Below are 15,513 nucleotides of genomic sequence, written 5' to 3' on the forward strand. Positions count from 1 at the left end.
CGATGCCCGGCCGGTTTTCCCTCACAATACCCATTGGCGAGATCGCGAGGTTGCTGAATGTGGAAGACAACTTTGGTCCTCAACCAGAGCGAAGGAACATCCAGCCGGGTCAGGAAGTGATTGTACTGACTGGTGATGGGTTAAAGGCCATGCGATGGGGCATGATTCCGGTCGGCAGAGTAAATGCACGCGGGCGCCCTGTCATGGAGACCATTATCAACGCCCGTTCCGAGACGGTTTTTGACAAGAGCGCCTTCGAAGGAGTCGGGCGCGCAATCATCCCTGTTGATGGTTGGTACGAGTGGACCGGAGAGAAACGGCGCAAAACGGCCTGGCGGATTGCCGCCAAGGACGGGGCTCCACTGCTATTTGCTGCGATCACCGACACTTGGGAAGCCCCGGGCGGGCTACGCGTGGATCAGGTTGCAGCGGTGACATGCGAACCCAATGCTGATGTAAAGCCGATCCATCACCGAATGGGAGTGCTGCTGGAGGCGCGGGACGTTCAGCGCTGGTTGCATGGGTCTGAAGACGAGGCGCAGAGTTTGACACGTCCTTGGCCCGAAGGTCGTTTGATGATCGAAGAAGCTGACGACGTCGATTGGTCGGGGGCTTAGACCACTGTGACCACCGTGCCGATAGGAACTCTGTTATACAGATCGATCACATGCTCATTCAGCATCCGAATGCATCCATTTGACACTGCATGACCGATGGTCTGCGGCTGCGTTGTGCCGTGAATGCGGAAATACGTGTCCACCCCGTTCTGAAACAGATACAGCGCGCGCGCGCCCAGAGGATTGTCTCCGCCGCCGGGCTGGACATAATCATTGTCTTTGAACTTGGCATAGGTGACAGGGTCCCGCTCAATCATCTCATTGGTGGGTCGCCAGGTCGGCCATTCTTTCTTGACGTCTATGGTGGCCGATCCGGTGAACTCCAGTCCGGCTTTGCCGACGCCGCAGCCATAGCGGATCGCTTTGCGCGGCTCGGTTACATAATAAAGGTAAAAGGATCGCGGCGCGACCAGCAGCTGACCGGGCTGAAATTGCTTTTTGATGCGCACGAATTGCGGCGTCGGATCATACTCGACCGCTTTCTTGGCGCTGGCAACACCCGGCAACAGGCTGGCAGCAGTACCGGCCAGAAAGACACGGCGTGTGAACATGGTGACATCCCTCAAATGACCAAAGAAATCATAACGCTAGTTTTGGAATGATAGCCGATTTGGTCAATCACCGGGGAAGGATAACCCGATTGTGATGTATTCCCTTTGCCACACACTCAATGCGGGCTTATGGGATGGGCGGGAAAAATCCCGCCCTTTGAACGGCTTAGGCCAATTCGATATTGTCCGCGCTTTCGCGGCCATCACGACCAGCGCGCAGCTCGTACGTGACTTTCTGGTTGTCGGCCAGACCGGTGAGGCCCGAACGCTCGACAGCCGAGATGTGTACGAAGATGTCTTTGCCGCCATCTTCGGGTGCGATAAAGCCGTAGCCTTTGGTGGTGTTGAACCATTTCACGGTGCCTGCGGGCATATCCGTTGTCTCCTGTTTGGTGCTGCCCACGGAGTTGCGGCAGCCTGGCGTCGTAGTCTGGATCGAGTGACTGAGCGCCGTAAAAGGAGACAGTGGGTCGAAATAGAAAAACGTAAGCCTCTTGGATATGGCATCGGTCAGGCCGTGTGGCAAGGGCGGATTGTATGGTTTGTACAAGGGTTTGAGGGGCAATCGTCCGTCTTGTACAAGAATCCGCCGATGGTTTTGGTTATTGGTTTGTGGACCTTTGATAAGGCCTAGTTATTTATCGGGCGCGTCGGAGCGACATTCAGAATCCGTTAACCCTTGTCATGATCAAGTTACAGCATGAGCGATTATCGACGCGTCCGCATTCCCGGAGCCAAGTACTTTTTTCACTGTGTCTTTGGCCGACCGGTCGTCGGATTTGCTGGTGCGAGAGGTGGCGTATTTGCGCGTGGCTTTTGTGATGACGCAGAGGGAGCGGCCGTTCTGGTGCGATGCATTTGTTGTGTTGCCAGATCACCTGCACGCGGTTTGGACCTTGCCGCCGGGGGACGCGGATTATTCAACGCGGTGGGGTGCGATTAAGGCTCGGTTTACCATGCATATGAACAGGTCGCGGCGTAGGCCGGGCTTCAGCCCGGCACCCACCCCCGAACATCTGCCCGTCGTGACGTCTGGCAGATATGCCGGGCTGAAGCCCGGCCTACGGGCCGACAAACGCGAAGCGCCCATTTGGCAACGTCGGTTTTGGGAACATTGTATCGGAGACGAACGAGATTACCGCAATCATATGACATATTGTTGGGGCAATCCGGTCAAACATGGGTTGGTGGAGCATCCAACGGATTGGCCATATTCGTCGATCCATCGCGATAATCGTGCACGCCGGGTTGATCCGGAGTAGAGCGATATGGTCACCGATGGCACGTTCGGAGAGCCGTAGGATGGGGTTTCACCCCATCATTTGGAAGGTTGGAGGTTGGGAGTGGTTTGGCGTGCGGAAAAAGATCGTGCGGGTGTTCGGGTACGATCGTTGAGTGAGTGGTGGGGTGAAACACCATCCCACGCTTGCTAGTTTTTAGTCGCTAACCTTGGGCTTAAACTGTTAGAATGACTTTTGGTATCAAACTTTAGGCTGTGTTAGATAAGAATTATTCTGAAACTATCTGTTTGCTTTGCAATTTTTCTAGTGCGCTGCAGGCGCAATCAATTCAAGACGAAGACCTTAGAAGAATTAGAGAGGCGGTTGTACTTGTATGCGGCGAGTTCGCAAAGGATGGCACTTACAGCGAAGTCAAGGCAAGTGGAACAGCTGGAGTGGAATTAACAAACTTGGCCCGAATTTTAGTTGATGTTGGCATACAAGGCGATGGTGATTTTTTAGCAGAAGAATATGTCGGTGTGCTGAGAGAAGAACTTGGTGAAGAAATAATTAGCAACAGAACTTGCCGTATGAGGATTTGGAGCGATATCGTTTCTGGCGCAACTTCAAGTAGCAATGAGGAAATTGTAGAAAGTGCGCAACGGGTTTCCAGTTATGGAAACTCATCTGGACTTTTTGACTGCAAGACTACTCAGTTCTTTGAAGTTTGCGTGAGCAGTTCACGACTAAAGGGTGATTTTGCGGATCTGAGCTTGACCCTGAGGAGCGAGACTGAAGACCCAATTCGACTATGTCAAAGCAACCCCCACGCATATGCCATTTCTTCTGACGGCAAGAAAGCGGTTTCCGGTTCGGGGTACGACTGTAGAAAGATAAATGGAGGTGGGATTGAAAGGTATGGTTTTTTATTCGAGTTTGACGGCGGCGCAGGGGAATCATTTGACGCAACTGTGATTTTCACTGAGCGGTCCAGGCAGTTCACATTTAGGGATTTGCGTTGACGATATGAAAAAGGTGCGCGGAGTTACCGCGCAAACTTCTTATGCTTCAACCGCTTAGGCTCCAGCGCATCTGGCCCCAACCGCCGCTTTTTGTCCTCTTCGTAATCCTCAAAGTTGCCCTCGAACCACTCCACATGCGCATCGCCCTCGAAGGCCAGAATATGCGTGCAAATCCGGTCGAGGAAGAAGCGGTCGTGCGAAATGACGACGGCGCAGCCGGCGAAGTCGACCAGCGCGTCTTCCAGCGCGCGCAGGGTTTCGACGTCGAGGTCGTTGGTCGGTTCGTCGAGCAGCAGGACGTTGCCGCCCTCTTTCAACAAGCGGGCCATGTGGACGCGGTTGCGCTCACCGCCCGATAGCAGCGAGAGCTTTTTCTGCTGATCGCCACCCTTGAAGTTGAAGGACGAGCAATAGGCGCGGGAATTGACCTGTGCGTCGCCCAGTTGGATGATCTCGGCCCCGCCGGTGATCGCTTCCCACACGGTATCGCCATCCTTAAGGTCGTCGCGGGACTGGTCCACATAAGACAGCTCGACCGTGTCGCCCAGCGTTATGGTGCCGCTGTCTGGCTGCTCCTGACCGGTGAGCATCTTGAACAGCGTCGATTTACCGGCGCCGTTGGGGCCGATGACGCCGACAATGCCGCCGGGGGGCAGGGCGAAGTCCAGCCCTTCGATCAGTTGCTTGTCGCCCATGTGTTTCGACAGGCCCTCGACCTCGATCACCTTGCCGCCAAGGCGCTGGCCGTTGGGGATAACGATCTGGGCGCGGGTCAGCTTTTCGCGCTCGGACTGTTCGGCCAACTCATTATAGGCGTTGATCCGGGCTTTGGATTTGGCCTGACGCGCTTTTTGACCCTGACGCATCCATTCCAGTTCGCGTTGCAGGGTTTTCTGCTTGGACTTGTCCTCGCGGGCTTCCTGCTCCAGCCGTTTGGCTTTTTGTTCCAGCCATGCGGAATAGTTGCCCTCATACGGAATGCCGCGGCCGCGGTCGAGTTCCAGAATCCAGCCGGTGATGTCATCCAGGAAATAGCGGTCGTGGGTGACGATCAGAATGGTGCCCTTGTAGTCGATCAGGTGCTGTTGCAGCCAGGCGATGGTCTCGGCGTCCAGGTGGTTGGTCGGTTCGTCCAGCAGCAGCATGTCGGGCGCTTCCAGCAGCAGCTTGCACAGCGCCACGCGGCGTTTCTCACCCCCCGAGAGGTTGGCGATGTTGGCATCGTCCGGCGGGCAGCGCAGCGCCTCCATCGAGACGTCGATCTGGCTGTCGAGGTCCCACAGGTTTTCGGCGTCGATGGCGTCCTGCAGAGTGGTCATTTCCTCCATCAACTCGTCCGAGTAGTTCTCGGCGATCTCCATGGCGATTTCGTTGAAGCGGTCGACCTTGGCCTTTTTAGCGGCCACGCCCAGCATGACGTTTTCGCGGACGGTCAGGGATTCGTCCAGTTGCGGTTCCTGCGGCAAATAGCCGACCTTGGCGCCCTCGGCCGCCCATGCCTCACCGGTGAAGTCCGTGTCGAGGCCCGCCATGATCTTCATCAGCGTCGACTTACCCGCGCCGTTGACGCCGACGACACCGATTTTCACGCCGGGCAGAAAGCTGAGGTGGATGTTTTCAAAGCACTTCTTGCCACCGGGATAGGTCTTGGAGACACCCTGCATGTGGTAGACATATTGATAGGCGGCCATGTCGCGTCCTCTGGGTCGGGGAAATTGAGTTGGGCGGTGTGATAGCGGATGCGCTTGGTGGGGGCAATGATACGAATTAAAGAACTCAGACTGGTCGGAAGACTTCAAGGTATTCGTTAATAAATGTGGCAAGAAGCTCACTGCGCGGCACACCCCGCAAGTCTTCTGGCACAAAGCTCTCTTCGGGGTCCTTGACCTTGATGAGAGCCACCGCGGTGCTGTTAAAACTAGGATCCAAATAGTAACGCCACACCATTCTCAGAAAGTAGTATTTGGTAGGACGCTCTGGGCTTCCCTGTTTGTTTTCAAGTTCAGTCAATCCAATTTGTTCAAACACTTCTTCAATTGGTAGTTTTCTGTCGCGTAATGCCGAATACAGTCCCGGTTTTTTGATTTTGAGAATGAGCAATCCCGGAATCAACCAAGTTGCGTATTTACCGCCCCATTCCGTGTTTAGTGGAGTAGTAGTGGCTGCCAGAGTGCACAGCCTTTCCATATCGCGAAGCGTCAGTTGGCGAGCAACCAGGTTGATGTCTGTGTATAGGCTCAAAAGGCCAATTCCTTGAGTATCGTTGCTATTGGTCAGACCGGATATGTAGTTCAAGAATTTTGGCAGCGTGGGAACCGCCGACCTTCTTGATTCAATCGGCAGTTCAAATTGAACTTGTATAAATTTTTGAAGGTATCCATTTGCGTTTGCTTGTCCTCCATATCGAGCTCGAACAGAATTCTGTAGCTCCATCAAATTAACGCCCAGGACAAAATGTATGCCTGCGACGTCAAAGAAATGTTTGATTGTCTCTAGAACAGAAAGCGCAAAGTCCGGCCTACAACGATCCAACTCGTCAATCACAACGATTAGCTTTCGCGTCGGCGTTCCGCTTGCATCTGGTTGGGTTAAGTCGACCAACGCTTGACGAAAGCTCTCCATCGCAGCCCGTTTCCCGTTTTCTCTTTTCCAGAATTCGGCAACAGCTTCGTCAAGTTCGCGCGATGCAGTTTTAATTGCGGAATCTGCCAATTCGTCTGCTTTATTCACCAGACCCGCTGTGGCGACTGAAACCCCGGCGCGAACAATTGCCCGACCAAGAGCAGGAGCCACTCGTTTAGCTTTGTCCCAAGCCTTCTGGGCGGTTTTGTCATCTGACTCTTCAAACCGTTCGGCAATCGCTCCGGTCAGCGCGATCAAAGGATCGTCCAGAAAATCATGTTTGAATGCGTCGAAATAAACGGTTTGAGTGGTGTTTCCCTCTCGCTTCAGATGCTCACCCACCCAGCACTTCAGGAACAACGATTTGCCTGAGCCCCATGCTCCGTCCAAGGCAATTACCAGTGGGTCGTCTATCCGTTCGACCAATTTTGAAAGCTTGTCGCCTGTAGCTTTGCGCGAGAGTTTGTCGTGTTCATCGAACCCGTCTTCATAAAGTTTGATCTTGGGCTCGGGGATGGTCAGTCGCATGTCTTTATCCGATTCACAAATCAATCAGCGCTACTTTTAGCGACTGCACCCGGAAGAGCCAGACTGCTAAATGAGGGGAGGAGATGCGGAGGAAAAGTCTGGAATGTCACTGAAAACTCTCATCGCAGGGTGGGCGCAGCCGGGACGGGTTGATTGGATCGGACTCCGGCCAGAACGTCGGGCAGGGATGGTCAACGTGGATGAAGCCATGATCTCAACCGATGGCCTACAAGGCGACCGCAGCCGCGCAGGAAAGCGGGCGGTGACTCTGATCCAGCAGGAGCATCTTGCGGCGATTGGCTCTTATTTGGGGCAGAGGGCGGTTGCGCCTGACATTCTACGGCGCAATCTGGTGGTTTCGGGGATCAATCTGGCGGCGCTCAAGGGGCGTGAAGTGCAGGTGGGCGAAGCGATTTTGCTTTTTACTGTGATCTGTGCACCTTGCAGCCGGATGGAGGAAGCGCTGGGCGAGGGGGGCTATTCCGCTGTGCGGGGCATGGGGGATGGTGCGCTGAGGTTGTGCGACCGGGGCAGGTCAAGGTAGGCGATGTGGTGCAGCCGATTGATTGACAAGCCGCGTCAGTTCTGAACATCAGCAGGGGATGCAGCGCAATGCTATTCCATATGCGCGGCCCGGGCAGGTCGTGGGTTTGTTTGGGGGGTCGTTTGACCCTCCGCATCAAGGCCATGTGCATGTGACGCGCGAGGCGATGAAGGCCTTTGGGCTGGATCGGGTGTGGTGGCTGGTGTCGCCGGGCAATCCGTTGAAGGAACGCGGGCCTGCGCCCTTGGCACAACGGGTCGCAGCGGCGCGCGATGTCATGCAGCATCCGCGGGTCGAGGTCACGGATATCGAAGCACTGACCGGGACGCGGGCGACGGCGGATACGTTGGCGGCGCTCGGGCGGCTTTATTCAGGCGTCCGATTCGTCTGGCTTATGGGCGCGGATAATCTGGCGCAGTTTCATCGCTGGAAAGACTGGCGATTGATCATGGACAGTATCCCGGTGGGCGTTGTGGCGCGGCCGGGGGACCGAATTTCGGCCCGGATGTCACCGGCGGCGCGGCTTTACGCTAAATACCGTATCGACGGGCAGGCGCGGCATTTGTTGGGGCGGGCTGAGGCTCCGGCTTGGTGTTTTGTGAACGTGCCGATGGTCGATCTCAGCTCGACCGAGTTGCGCAAGCGCGGAGGCTGGAGCGATGAGGTGTTGCCGGAATGACTCCTCTTGGCGCATAATCTTAATCTAGTGATTGTCTGCATTTAAGCTCTGGGATTCTAATAGACCCATGGTTGATCATATTTCGCGTCGATTGTTTCTGGGTGGATTAGGGGCGTCTCTGGTTCCGGGCACGGGTCTGGCCGAGGCGCCTTTGGTATCCTTGCGTCCTGTGCTGCGCGGGCCGCAGCCCAGCGGGGCCGAGCGGCTGGTTAAAGCGGCGGGGCTGAGGGGCGAAGTTGTCTTTGCCGTGGCCGACGTTGAAACCGGAACCCCGCTGGAGGTATATGGCGAAGGCCAAAGCCTGCCGCCCGCCAGTGTCGCCAAGGCGTTGACCGCGCTTTACGCGCTGGATGTGCTGGGGTCGGAGCATCGGTTTGAAACCACCTTGATCGCGGATGGACCGATCGAGAATGGCATTCTGAAAGGCGACCTGATCCTTGCAGGTGGTGGGGATCCACTGCTGGATACAGACGCACTGGCCACCATGGCAGCCAATCTGCGCAAGGCCGGAATCACCGAGGTTCGGGGCGCGTTCAAAGTCTATGGTGGTGCGCTGCCTTACGTCTTCAGCATCGATCCGGGGCAGCCGGATCATCTGGGCTATAGCCCGTCGATCAGCGGGATTTCCCTTAACTTCAACCGCGTGCATTTCGAGTGGAAACGCGAGGGCACCGGCTATGGCGTGACCATGGATGCGCGCAGCGCAAGTTACACGCCGTCGGTGGATATGGCATCGATGCGAGTCGAGAATCGCAGCCTGCCGATTTACACCTATCAGCCAAGCGCGCGGCAGGATCGTTGGACCGTCGCCAAAGGGGCGCTGGGCAATGGCGGGGCACGCTGGCTGCCGGTGCGCAAGCCTGCGCTTTATGCTGGGGACGTGTTCCGCACGCTGGCACGGGTGAACGGGATCGTGCTGGGCCGGGTGCAGGTAACGCGGCAAGCACCGCAAGGGACCACGCTGGTGGTGCATCAGAGCGATCCGTTGGAAAGCATCCTGAAGGGAATGCTGAGATATTCGACCAATATAACCGCTGAAATGGTGGGCCTGGCGGCGACCAAAGCGCGCGGGGTTGCACCGCAGAGCCTTGAAGAGTCCGCCACTGAAATGAACCGCTGGGCGGCCGCGCGCTTTGGTGCGAATGGGATCGCGATGGTCGATCATTCCGGCCTTAGCGGAGCGTCGCGCATGGCCCCCGCCGGTCTGGTCAAGACGCTGGTAGCTGCGGGGCAATCAGAGGAGCTGCGGCCATTGCTTCGGTCCTTTACGCTGGCCGACAAAAATGGGCAGCTGGTCAAGGATCATCCGATCAAGGTCGACGCAAAGACGGGGACGTTGAACTTCGTCTCGGGTCTTGGGGGTTATATGACAACGGCAGATGGGGTTGATCTGGCCTTTGCGATCTTCACCGCCGATACCGCGCACCGCGCCACGATCCCGCGAGCATCGCGCGAGCGCCCGGACGGCGCGCGGCCCTGGAACCGTCGGTCCCGCAAATTGCAACGCAATCTGATTGAGCGCTGGGGTACGCTCTACGGCAGTTAGGTTGTATGCCGCGCCCGGGCTCCGCGTTCGATGGCGGCGGCGTGCAGGCGGTCGATGCTCAGCTCGTACCGGATTTCTTCCAGCAGGCGCAGTTCGGTTTCGGCCAGAGTGCCATCAGCGGCGGCGACGTCACAAGCGAGCGCGTATGCTGTTTCGTTTAGTCGCTCGGGCAGATTTTCACGGATCAGACCAAAAAGGGCATCCAGCCCGTCTTCCTGCTCGAACAGGTCAAATACGATTTGCGAGACACGGCGCGTGCGGTCGATATCGTAGCCTGCAAACACCGGCAGCATGTTCACCGCGCCTTCGATCTTGACCAGCTCTGCGGTTCGGATGTTTTCGTCCGAGGCGGAAACCGCCACCATGATCGCCACAAGGCAATCCTGCGGGGACATCGGGTGGGGGATTTGCTCGGTCATAGGGTCGTCCTGAATGATAATTCTGTTGCCGCACGATAGGAGGGGGGGCGCAGAGGTTCAACTGGTAGTTTTGGGGTGCAATGAATGCGATTGGTGAGGCTGGGTGAATTCGGCTGTGATGTGTATTTCCGCTGAGAGCCCAAAGCTGAACCGAACTCAGGAGCACCCCGGCACAATATTAGAAGCCCAATTTGCTTGGCTACATGGTATGATCTAGGCTTTGAAGAATGAGCCAAAACCTGATTGACGTTGATTTAGCTGGAATGCCAGCGCCACATCCGATGGATGTCAAGGGAACCGATTTCCCGCTTGTCGTAGCAGGGAACGGTGAACCGATACTTTTTGTGCATGGCGCATGGGCCGATCACCGCATCTGGTGTGGTCTTTGGAAACCTATATCCCGGCACGCGAAATTCTTGGCCTACACTCAACGTCATTTTGGCAATTGGAACTGGCCTGATGAGAAGCCGTACGCGCGGCGTATCCACACGGAAGACCTGATCAACCTGCTGGAAGTCCTAGAGTACCCGGTGCATCTCGCTGGTTGGTCCTACGCCGGTGGTATTCTCTTGCGCGCCGCCGCAACCAGTCCCAACAAAGTCCTCTCTTTGAACATCTTCGAACCTTCGTATGAGTGCGAGCCGCCAACAGAGAAAGGCCCGCTAAAGGAAGCGCGCGAGGTCGCGTGGAAGGGCTTGGAACCCGCCTATGCTCTCGCCGAAAATGGCGATCCCAAAGCGGGCATGCGTACCGGCCTTGAAGCGGTCTACAGCATGCCATCCGGCGGTTTTTTTGACTTACATCCAGATTTCCAAAAGGTTCACTTAGAGAACTGCCATACAATGTTGCCGGATCTTCATGCTGAGCAGGCCAAGCCTTTGTCTGCAAAGGAGTTCGCTCAGATTACGTGCCCAACATTGATTATGTTTGGAGAAAACTCGCTCGATCAGTATCGACTTATGGCAGAGCAAACGGGCGCGAGCATTGAAACAGCAAAGTTGCAGATGGTGGACGGTGTCAGCCACGGCGCGCCTGTCACACGCCCGGACTTACTGGCAGAAGCAATAACACACTTTGTTTTGAACATTCCGACTGGCACGATCGGTGATTGAATAATTCGACGGAGTTAATGTCCGCTTCGTCCGCGTCGCAGACATTCGTAATCCAGAGCAGATATCGATTGCATGGTGTTCATGCGCATAGAGGCATGAAATTCACCACCCCTTTATTGACTCATACTGCACCTGCACAATAACAGGGGCCGGTCCGGGCGCATGGGGTGTCTGGCACGTTTCCCGATGGAGTATCCAAATGTCTGACCTGCGTGAAACCGCGATGACGTCCAAGGCGTGGCCGTTTGAAGAAGCGCGGCGGTTGCTCAAACGGTATAAGCAGGGCGCTCCGGAGAAGGGATATGTGCTGTTTGAGACCGGCTATGGCCCATCGGGTCTGCCGCATATCGGTACCTTTGGCGAGGTGGCGCGGACCACGATGGTCAAGCGCGCGTTTGAGGCGCTGTCGGATATTCCGACCAAGCTGATCTGCTTCTCGGACGATCTGGACGGTATGCGGAAGGTGCCGACCAATGTTCCGAACCCGGAAATCTTGGAGCAGCATTTGCAGCGTCCGCTGACCTCGGTGCCTGATCCGTTCGGCGAGTATGATAGCTTTGGTGAGCATAACAACGCGATGCTGCGCCGGTTTCTGGATACGTTCGGGTTCGAGTATGAGTTCTACTCGGCCAAGGAGTTCTATGAATCCGGTCAGTTCGACGAGGTGCTCAAGCGTGCTGTTGAGCGCTATGATGAGATCATGGCTATCATGCTGAAAAGCCTGCGCGAAGAACGTCAGCAGACCTATTCGATCTTCCTGCCGATCCACCCCGAGACCGGGCGGGTTCTGTACGTGCCGATGAAGAAGGTTTGCGCCGAGACCTACACTGTCACCTTCGATGACGAGGATGGCAAGGAATGGACGCTGCCCGTGACCGGCGGGAACGTTAAGCTGCAGTGGAAGCCGGATTTCGGTGCGCGCTGGGCCGCGCTGGGCGTTGACTTCGAGATGTATGGCAAGGAACACGCCACCAACGAGAAGATCTATGACGCGATCTGCCGGGCCTTAGGTGGACGTGCGCCCGAGCATTTCAGCTATGAACTGTTCCTCGATGAGAACGGCCAGAAGATTTCGAAGTCGTCCGGCAATGGTGTATCGATTGACGATTGGCTGACCTATGCACCGACCGAGTCGCTGGCCTATTTCATGTATCAGAAGCCGAAGACGGCGAAGCGGATGCATTTCGATGTGATCCCGAAGGCGTATGATGAGTATCATCAGCAGTTGCGGGCTTATCCTGGGCAGGACCTGAAGGCGCAGCTGAATAATCCAGTGTGGCATATCCATGGTGGGAATGTGCCCGAGTCCACGCTGATGGTTCCCTTTGCAATGCTGCTGAATCTGGCATCGGTCTCCGGGGCTGAGGATAAAGAAGCCTTGTGGGGATTTATCCGTCGATACGCACCTGAGGCGACCGCCCAAACCCATCCTGATCTGGATCAGGCGGCGGGCTTTGCGGTGCGGTACTTCAACGATTTCGTCAAACCGACGCGCCAGCATCGCGCGCCGACGGATCAGGAGCGTGAGGCGCTGGAAGCGTTGAGGGCGGCCTTGGAAGCCTATGACGGGCCGATGGAAGACGAGGCACTGCAATCCGTGGTCTATTCCATCGGGCGCGAGCGGTTCGATCCGATGCGCGGCTGGTTCACGGCACTTTACGAAGTGCTGCTGGGGGCTTCGCAAGGGCCTCGGTTTGGTGGGTTCATCGCGTTATATGGTGTGCCAGAGACGATCGCTCTGATCGACAAGGCGCTGGCCGGAGAACTGTCCTGATTTGACCTGATCCAGTGTGGGGCTACCCTTGCATCAGGAGGTGGCCCCATGCGTCGACTTTTGCTTGCTTTATCCCTGAGTGCCGGACTAGCATCCGGAGCCTTCGCGCAGAATGCGGAGATCGAGGCCAATATCTCGGCCCAGATACAGGCCTTCAAGGCAGATGATTTTGCCACCGCTTTTACCTTTGCGAGTCCCAACATTCAGCGCTTATTTGGCGACCCGGACAATTTTGGGGTGATGGTGCGCCGCGGTTATCCGATGGTCTGGCGACCGGCGGAGGTGCGGTTTCTGGAGTTGCGCGAGATAAGCGGTGCCTTGTGGCAGAAGGTCATGATCACCGATGGCGACGGACGGGTGCATCTGCTGGATTACCAGATGATCCAACAAGAGGGCCGTTGGAAGATCAACGGCGTGCAGTTGCTGGGCAATTCTGACCCGGCGGCCTGAGGCAACACCACCGTCACGGTGGTAAGAGCCGCGATTAATCCCTTTTCGATACTCAGACCCATGCGCTTGGGCTCAGGGCCCGGGCGGTATCGGGTTTTGGCGCGCGTGCTTGGCGCGATTGGGAAAGGGATTTTACATGAACAAGGCAATCACCGACGGCATCGTGTTCATGCCGTCCGCCTATGCGGCTGATCTTGGGGTCTGGTCCAGTGGCGACGGCACGCCGGGCTCTCCGACCTATGAAGGGTCGGGTACGGGCGTGTTCGTTCCAGCGGATGCGGATTTTGCGGGCTGTCTGGAGATTTACAAAACGGCAGAGCCTCAGCGACTGCGGTACATGGGGCAGACGCCTTTGTTGCCGGGTTGCTATTTGCAGATAAAGGCGCGGGTGAAGGCGATCAGCGGGCCGCTGCCCGAGGTGCGGATCGCGGGCTGGGCCGGTGGTGCCGGAGATGCGCATGTGGACGGGTTGGTCGAGCAGGGCCCGGCGGTGCAATTGACCGGCTATGGCACCGTGCATGAGGTGACCGCCATCGTGGGCACAGGTCTGCGCCCCGGTGTGGACATGCCGTGGGGCAATGCGGCGCTTTATGGTCACTTTGGCCTGGATGTCGAAGGCACGAACGGTGCCGTGGTGCGGGTGGATGATATTGAGATCACCGATGTGACCTCAGTCTTCCTGCGTGACATGATCGGTCTGGTCGATGTGCGTGATTTCGGGGCGGTCGGTGATGGGGTCACCGATGACTCGGCGGCGTTTGAAGCGGCGGATCAGGCCGCGAATGGGCGCAAGGTTTATATTCCGCAAGGTGAGTTCCGGCTGGAAGAGAACACCAATATGGCATCCGAGGTCTCGTTCGACGGCACCGTCACGATGCCAGTCGATAAGATGCTGCTGTTGACCAAGAATTTCGATCTGCCGACCTATATCACCGCTTTCGGCGATGAGATGCTGGCCTTCAAAAAGGCGTTTCAGGCGCTGCTGAACAGCTCGGACCATGAATCGCTGGATCTGGGCGGGCGCAAGATTGCGGTGACCGAGCCTATCGATATGGCGGCAGCGGTGCCGAACCGGACGGGCTATGCCACGCGTCGGGTGGTGCGCAACGGGCAGTTTGATGTCAAAAGCAGCTCGGCCTGGGATACCGAAACCTTCACCTCGGTCGCGACCTATAGCCCGTCTGATCCCGATACGCTGACCAATGTGGCCAATGTGGCCAATATCCCTGTTGGCTCGCTGGTCACCGGCAGCGGTGTTGGGCGTGAGGTTTATGTGCAGTCGAAAAACGAAAGCACCGGTGAGATCACGCTGAGCGCGCCAACCTATGATGCGGCGGGTACGCAGACCTTCACCTTTACGTCGTTTAAATACCTGCTGGATTTCAGCGGCTTCAGCGCGCTGCAAAAGTTCAACATGGAAGGGATCGAGTTCCAGTGTAACGGTCGATGCAGTGCGATCCGGCTGTCACCGGGTGGGAACACCTTTGTGCTGAAGGACTGTTTCATTAGTCGTCCGAAGGATCGCGGCGTTACCTCGATCGGGCGCGGATGTCAGGGGATGTTGATTGATGGCTGTCAGTTCCTGTCGACCGAGGAAAGTCTGGATGTGCCGGATCGCAGCTCAATCGCACTGAACGCCAATGCCAATGACGTCAAGCTGCGCCACAACCGCGCGACCCGGTTCCACCATTTCGCGGTGCTGAGCGGCGACAACAATCTGGTGCTGGGCAACCACTTCTTTCAGGGCGACAATGTTGCCAATGGGGTGCGCAATGCTGGCTTGGTGATCATCGGCGGCTATAACAGTTCGTCCATCGCTGAGAACTATGTCGACAACTGTTTTATCGAGTGGACCAACGAGCATGACGCGAACCCTGACTATTTCACCAGTTTCTCGTTCAGCGCGCTGAGCATCACGGATAACATCTTTTACGCAAGCGATGTTGCCCCCTGGTTCAGCTATCTGGTGATCCGCCCCCATGGCACGGGTCATTTCCTGAACGGGCTGACCGTGACCGGGAACAAGTTCCGCGTCAACAATGTGCGGATCGACCGGGTGGATCGGGTCGATACCAGTTTTGCCGATCTCGACCCGGAACGGCACAAGAGAGTGTGTTTTGAGAATAATACGTTTCACGGCATCGATACGCCCTGCGCCAATCCGTTGCGGCTGCAACATACGCAAAGCTCTGCGTCATCGGCCTGGAGCGTCAGTTCGCAGGGGCAGCTGCCGTTTGGGGCGCGCGCCCGTGGATGTGATTCGGTTGTGGCCCTGGGCAGTCTCAGGAACGCATCGAACGCGATACGCTATACCGCGCCTTATGTTGAACTGAGACAGGGTGCGAGTCAGAGCGATATACGCCTGCGCTGGTCCGAAGGCTTGCGCGGGGCGATCTCTACGATCCTGCGGATCGATACCTGATTGACGT

At 56.7% G+C, this 15,513-nt stretch carries 15 protein-coding genes; 10 read left to right on the forward strand and 5 right to left on the reverse strand.

Translation table 11 applies throughout. The features are described from left to right. The first annotated feature begins 2 nt into the window (after positions 1 to 2). Complete coding sequence (locus ACR0MQ_RS09515; RefSeq protein ID WP_170771835.1) at positions 3 to 617, forward strand: SOS response-associated peptidase; 615 nt, start codon at positions 3 to 5, stop codon at positions 615 to 617. Here ACR0MQ_RS09515 and ACR0MQ_RS09520 read toward each other — a convergent pair. After that, a complete protein-coding gene (locus tag ACR0MQ_RS09520; RefSeq protein ID WP_170771833.1) occupies positions 614 to 1,168 on the reverse strand; it encodes a L,D-transpeptidase in 555 nt (184 codons plus the stop codon). The genes ACR0MQ_RS09515 and ACR0MQ_RS09520 overlap by 4 nt on opposite strands. A 166-nt stretch (positions 1,169 to 1,334) precedes the next feature. Further along, positions 1,335 to 1,541: a cold-shock protein gene (locus ACR0MQ_RS09525; protein WP_010442474.1), complete on the reverse strand. Its 207-nt coding sequence runs from the start codon at positions 1,539 to 1,541 to the stop codon at positions 1,335 to 1,337. 412 nt (positions 1,542 to 1,953) lie between these two features. Here ACR0MQ_RS09525 and ACR0MQ_RS09530 point away from each other — a divergent pair, with 412 nt between their 5' ends. Continuing rightward, positions 1,954 to 2,430 carry an REP-associated tyrosine transposase gene (locus tag ACR0MQ_RS09530; protein WP_480607616.1) on the forward strand — a complete coding sequence of 159 codons (477 nt, stop codon included), beginning with the start codon at positions 1,954 to 1,956 and terminating at the stop codon, positions 2,428 to 2,430. 233 nt (positions 2,431 to 2,663) lie between these two features. Beyond that, a complete protein-coding gene (locus ACR0MQ_RS09535) occupies positions 2,664 to 3,410 on the forward strand; it encodes a hypothetical protein (RefSeq protein WP_170771831.1) in 747 nt (248 codons plus the stop codon). Between the two features lie 23 nt (positions 3,411 to 3,433). Here ACR0MQ_RS09535 and ettA read toward each other — a convergent pair whose 3' ends face one another. After that, on the reverse strand, positions 3,434 to 5,101 hold the full coding sequence (gene ettA, locus ACR0MQ_RS09540; protein ID WP_170771829.1) for an energy-dependent translational throttle protein EttA: 1,668 nt from the start codon (positions 5,099 to 5,101) through the stop codon (positions 3,434 to 3,436). A gap of 85 nt (positions 5,102 to 5,186) precedes the next feature. Next, positions 5,187 to 6,560 carry a KAP family P-loop NTPase fold protein gene (locus tag ACR0MQ_RS09545; RefSeq protein ID WP_480607620.1) on the reverse strand — a complete coding sequence of 458 codons (1,374 nt, stop codon included), beginning with the start codon at positions 6,558 to 6,560 and terminating at the stop codon, positions 5,187 to 5,189. 103 nt (positions 6,561 to 6,663) lie between these two features. Between ACR0MQ_RS09545 and ACR0MQ_RS09550 the strand changes: the two genes are divergently transcribed. From ACR0MQ_RS09550 to dacB, 3 genes are all read left to right on the forward strand, one after another. Next, on the forward strand, positions 6,664 to 7,104 hold the full coding sequence (locus tag ACR0MQ_RS09550; protein ID WP_480607623.1) for an MOSC domain-containing protein: 441 nt from the start codon (positions 6,664 to 6,666) through the stop codon (positions 7,102 to 7,104). 58 nt (positions 7,105 to 7,162) lie between these two features. Continuing rightward, the gene (locus tag ACR0MQ_RS09555) at positions 7,163 to 7,783 is read left to right on the forward strand and encodes a nicotinate-nucleotide adenylyltransferase (RefSeq protein ID WP_480607625.1); all 621 of its coding nucleotides are present in this window, start codon (positions 7,163 to 7,165) and stop codon (positions 7,781 to 7,783) included. 67 nt (positions 7,784 to 7,850) lie between these two features. After that, positions 7,851 to 9,329, forward strand: a complete 1,479-nt coding sequence (dacB, locus tag ACR0MQ_RS09560) for a D-alanyl-D-alanine carboxypeptidase/D-alanyl-D-alanine endopeptidase (RefSeq protein ID WP_480607628.1) — start codon at positions 7,851 to 7,853, stop codon at positions 9,327 to 9,329. Here dacB and ACR0MQ_RS09565 read toward each other — a convergent pair. Then, positions 9,326 to 9,748 carry a tellurite resistance TerB family protein gene (locus tag ACR0MQ_RS09565; RefSeq protein WP_170771819.1) on the reverse strand — a complete coding sequence of 141 codons (423 nt, stop codon included), beginning with the start codon at positions 9,746 to 9,748 and terminating at the stop codon, positions 9,326 to 9,328. The two genes, dacB and ACR0MQ_RS09565, sit on opposite strands and share 4 nt — an antisense overlap. 281 nt (positions 9,749 to 10,029) lie before the next feature. Here ACR0MQ_RS09565 and ACR0MQ_RS09570 point away from each other — a divergent pair, with 281 nt between their 5' ends. The 4 genes from ACR0MQ_RS09570 (at position 10,030) to ACR0MQ_RS09585 (ending at position 15,506) form a co-directional block, all read left to right on the forward strand. Next, positions 10,030 to 10,860 (forward strand): alpha/beta fold hydrolase, encoded by an 831-nt coding sequence (locus ACR0MQ_RS09570; protein ID WP_480607753.1) that lies wholly within the window; start codon positions 10,030 to 10,032, stop codon positions 10,858 to 10,860. 199 nt (positions 10,861 to 11,059) lie between these two features. After that, complete coding sequence (locus tag ACR0MQ_RS09575; protein ID WP_480607631.1) at positions 11,060 to 12,634, forward strand: lysine--tRNA ligase; 1,575 nt, start codon at positions 11,060 to 11,062, stop codon at positions 12,632 to 12,634. Between the two features lie 48 nt (positions 12,635 to 12,682). Further along, positions 12,683 to 13,084 carry a DUF4864 domain-containing protein gene (locus ACR0MQ_RS09580; RefSeq protein WP_480607634.1) on the forward strand — a complete coding sequence of 134 codons (402 nt, stop codon included), beginning with the start codon at positions 12,683 to 12,685 and terminating at the stop codon, positions 13,082 to 13,084. A 136-nt stretch (positions 13,085 to 13,220) separates the two neighbouring features. After that, complete coding sequence (locus ACR0MQ_RS09585; RefSeq protein WP_480607637.1) at positions 13,221 to 15,506, forward strand: glycosyl hydrolase family 28-related protein; 2,286 nt, start codon at positions 13,221 to 13,223, stop codon at positions 15,504 to 15,506. Positions 15,507 to 15,513 lie beyond the last annotated feature (7 nt).

This window comes from Ruegeria sp. AN6, assembly GCF_056540425.1.

Bases quoted from the DNA above. Each gene is read 5' to 3' on its own strand.
- ACR0MQ_RS09515 (WP_170771835.1), top strand. From the start codon at position 3: ATGCCCGGCCGGTTTTCCCTCACAATACCCATTGGCGAGATCGCGAGG.
- ACR0MQ_RS09520 (WP_170771833.1), bottom strand. From the start codon at position 1,168: ATGTTCACACGCCGTGTCTTTCTGGCCGGTACTGCTGCCAGCCTGTTG.
- ACR0MQ_RS09525 (WP_010442474.1), bottom strand. From the start codon at position 1,541: ATGCCCGCAGGCACCGTGAAATGGTTCAACACCACCAAAGGCTACGGC.
- ettA (WP_170771829.1), bottom strand. From the start codon at position 5,101: ATGGCCGCCTATCAATATGTCTACCACATGCAGGGTGTCTCCAAGACC.
- ACR0MQ_RS09545 (WP_480607620.1), bottom strand. From the start codon at position 6,560: ATGCGACTGACCATCCCCGAGCCCAAGATCAAACTTTATGAAGACGGG.
- ACR0MQ_RS09550 (WP_480607623.1), top strand. From the start codon at position 6,664: ATGTCACTGAAAACTCTCATCGCAGGGTGGGCGCAGCCGGGACGGGTT.
- ACR0MQ_RS09555 (WP_480607625.1), top strand. From the start codon at position 7,163: ATGCAGCGCAATGCTATTCCATATGCGCGGCCCGGGCAGGTCGTGGGT.
- dacB (WP_480607628.1), top strand. From the start codon at position 7,851: ATGGTTGATCATATTTCGCGTCGATTGTTTCTGGGTGGATTAGGGGCG.
- ACR0MQ_RS09565 (WP_170771819.1), bottom strand. From the start codon at position 9,748: ATGACCGAGCAAATCCCCCACCCGATGTCCCCGCAGGATTGCCTTGTG.
- ACR0MQ_RS09570 (WP_480607753.1), top strand. From the start codon at position 10,030: ATGGATGTCAAGGGAACCGATTTCCCGCTTGTCGTAGCAGGGAACGGT.
- ACR0MQ_RS09575 (WP_480607631.1), top strand. From the start codon at position 11,060: ATGTCTGACCTGCGTGAAACCGCGATGACGTCCAAGGCGTGGCCGTTT.
- ACR0MQ_RS09580 (WP_480607634.1), top strand. From the start codon at position 12,683: ATGCGTCGACTTTTGCTTGCTTTATCCCTGAGTGCCGGACTAGCATCC.
- ACR0MQ_RS09585 (WP_480607637.1), top strand. From the start codon at position 13,221: ATGAACAAGGCAATCACCGACGGCATCGTGTTCATGCCGTCCGCCTAT.